Source organism: Bradyrhizobium sp. JYMT SZCCT0428 (assembly GCF_018131075.1).
Taxonomy (GTDB): domain Bacteria; phylum Pseudomonadota; class Alphaproteobacteria; order Rhizobiales; family Xanthobacteraceae; genus Bradyrhizobium.
Map to the genome: position 1 here is coordinate 1 of NZ_JAFCLS010000141.1, position 3,053 is coordinate 3,053.

The window sequence follows — 3,053 nt, forward strand, 5'->3', positions numbered from 1 at the left end:
CGCCTCATGCTAACCACCAAGGGCTCAGGGACGAGGCATTGTAGCGGCTAAGCCAAGCATTCTGGAAGAGGCCGATGTCCGCTTCGGGTCAAAAGGCGTCGGTTTGACGGTCTGCCGATGACTTCCGGTCCACCTCCAGAAGCAGACATCGTCACGGCCGGTCGGCATGTCTCAAAAGTGCCAGCAGCGGAAATCAGATCGGGCGGTGCTTCTGAACATCGATGAGCAGCTCACCTTGAATGCGCAGCGCTCGCCGTAGCGGTTCTCGATGCTCATTTGGCCGGTTCAGGTCGCGAACTTCCAACGGTACCCGGAATCTTGTACTCGCCGCGGAGTTCATCCCACAAGGCCGTGTCGCTGACCTGCACGACGTGGTACTCACCGCGGCACGTGATCCCTGCATATTTTCCCGTGCCGCCAGTGAACTCGAAGGTACCGCGGAACTCTTTCGGCTTCGCGTCTTTCAGGACGTACTTGGCAAAGACCTTGGATCCATCGGCCTCTGTGAAGGTCTTGTGGCCGCCGCTGGAAGTGCCAGCATCCGTTAGGTCAACCACCTGATAGCGGGCTTTGTCGAGGAAGGGCTTGCCGTCGGCATTGAACACAGCGCCGTCGAATTCGGTGACCGACACCGTATGGTCAGCCCGGTCTTCCAGCTTCACGCTCTTGCTGGAGAGGGTGACCAGAACGGCTCGACCAAACCATTGGCCCGCTTCTTCCGCCACGGCCGGGACAGCGGCTGCTGGAACTGCCAAAGCAAGCACAACACAACCAAACATCCACGCTGGATTGAGATGATACCTCATGGTTTCCTCCGAGATGGGTTGCGGGGTTACACGCTGTCGAGAAAAGACCTCCATGTTTGAGTTTCCAATGCGTCTATTAGACGCGCGATTATGCATCATTTCGTTCAGATGGCGGCATTGGCAGAAGGGTTGTCCGCAATCGATCCCGGACGGGCTCACTGGTAGCCCGGCATCCGGTGCGTCGGTTCGCTTTGGGAATCACATCGTTCTGACAATAGGCCGGTTACTTCCGGTCTACCTCAATAAGCAGACCTTTTCATAGTCTGTCGGCACGTCTCAAAGGTGCCATGAACCGACATCGCCCATCATTCGACCTTCGTATCGCCGCGCAACAGCAATGATGTCGGGTCTTCGCCGCGTCCGTATTTCTCAAAGTTTGAGCACGCACGGCTCAAGCAATAGGCAAACGTCTATTTTTCTTTACTAGATGATGCGGCGACACCGCATTTCTCCGTCCAGCAATGCGACATGGCGCACAAGTTTGACTGTTGCGATGAACTGAGGTGGGATCAGTCGTGGGCCCAAAAATGCAACCAGGAGAGATACGATGTGTGCCGGTGACGACAAGAACTGTCCGGAATTCGAATTGCACCACCGCAAGTTCAAGGAAACGCTTGATCGGGAACGCAGGTCGTTCTTGAGGTCCAGCTTCGCCGCGGCCGGGGGCGCGGCGGCGATGACCGCGGGCGGCATTTCTCTGGTGACGCCGCAGATGGCCGCTGCCGCCGAGAAGAACCAACCGGCCAAGCGGTCCTATCACCATTTGCCCGCGAATGCCGACACAGTGCATTGGGGCTATTTCAGCAAGAAGCTCAAACCGCAGGTCGAGATCGATTCCGGCGACTTCATCACCATTGAGGCATTGACCCACCATGCCAATGACGACGCCGAGCGGATGGTGAAGGGCGATCCCGGCGCCGAAAGCGTGTTCCTGTGGACCAAGGAAAAAAAGGGAGTGAACCGCCGCGGCGCCGGACCGATGGATGCCTCGCTGTTCGGGCGCGGCGCCGGCGAGGGCCTTGGCGTGCACATCTGCACCGGCCCGGTCTACGTACGCGGCGCCCAGGAGGGTGACGTGATCGAGTTGCGAATTATCGACGTTACCCCCCGGCCTTGCGCCAATCCGGAATATCCCGGCAAGGCTTTCGGCAGCAACGCGGCCGCATGGTGGGGCTTTCACTACAAGGACCTGCTCACCGAGCCCAAGCCGCGCGAAGTGATCACGATCTACGAGGTCGACGCCACCGGCGAACGCAACTGGGCGAAAGCCGTGTATAATTTCAGATGGACTCCGCAGACCGACCCCTCCGGCGTCGTGCACAAAACCATCGACTATCCTGGCGTTCCCGTCGATCACTCCACGATCAAGGAGAACCACGGCATCCTGAAGAATGTGCGCATTCCGGTACGTCCGCATTTCGGCGTAATAGGCTTGGCGCCCAAGGAAGCCGATATCGTCGACTCGATTCCGCCCAGCTATACCGGCGGCAACATCGATAATTGGCGGATCGGCAAGGGCGCCACGATGTATTATCCGGTTGCGGTCGATGGCGGCCTGTTATCGGTTGGCGACTCGCACGCTTCGCAGGGAGATTCCGAGCTGTGCGGTACGGCAATCGAATGCTCGCTGAACGGCACCTTCCAGATCATCCTGCACAAGAAAGCCGATCTCGTCGGTACGGCTCTCGAAGCCCTTGACTATCCGATGCTGGAAACCAAGGACGAGTGGCTGGTGCATGGCTTCAGCTTCGCCAATTATCTCGCCGAATTAGGGGACAAGGCGCAGTCGGACATTTACTCGAAATCGTCGGTTGACCTCGCTTTGCGCGATGCGTTCCGCAAGATGCGCAAATTTCTGATGACGACCAAGAAGCTAACCGAAGATGAAGCGATCTCTTTAATTACGATTGGTGTCGACTTCGGCATCACCCAGGTGGTTGATGGAAACTGGGGCGTCCACGCGGTCATCAAAAAGGATATCTTCGCCGGTGGTGAGACCTGATCCATAACACCGACGCGGTCGGTTCCGGCAGGAGCCTGGCCGCGTCGCGCGGCCATTTCGGGGGACCGCGCTGATGTCCGAAATGGGGTCAAACTGAGAAGTCCGGGCGTTCATCCCGCAGGTCAGCTTTGCCAGGACATGGCCTTGCACCGCGCAAACTGACGCTTTGTGCCACATCCGGACTCATGCACCGCACCAAATGCGAATTTCATTCGATCACCTCGTCGGCGCGGGCGAGCAGTGTT

General features: G+C 58.2%; 2 protein-coding genes. One reads left to right on the top strand and one right to left on the bottom strand.

Translation table 11 applies throughout. The features are described 5' to 3' along the window. Positions 1 to 272: 272 nt before the first annotated feature. Positions 273 to 806: a hypothetical protein gene (locus JQ575_RS43950; RefSeq protein ID WP_212039358.1), complete on the bottom strand. Its 534-nt coding sequence runs from the start codon at positions 804 to 806 to the stop codon at positions 273 to 275. 547 nt (positions 807 to 1,353) lie between these two features. Here JQ575_RS43950 and JQ575_RS43955 point away from each other — a divergent pair. After that, positions 1,354 to 2,808: an acetamidase/formamidase family protein gene (locus JQ575_RS43955; protein WP_212039359.1), complete on the top strand. Its 1,455-nt coding sequence runs from the start codon at positions 1,354 to 1,356 to the stop codon at positions 2,806 to 2,808. The last annotated feature ends 245 nt before the right edge of the window (positions 2,809 to 3,053 follow it).

Bases quoted from the DNA above. Each gene is read 5' to 3' on its own strand.
- JQ575_RS43950 (WP_212039358.1), bottom strand. From the start codon at position 806: ATGAGGTATCATCTCAATCCAGCGTGGATGTTTGGTTGTGTTGTGCTT.
- JQ575_RS43955 (WP_212039359.1), top strand. From the start codon at position 1,354: ATGTGTGCCGGTGACGACAAGAACTGTCCGGAATTCGAATTGCACCAC.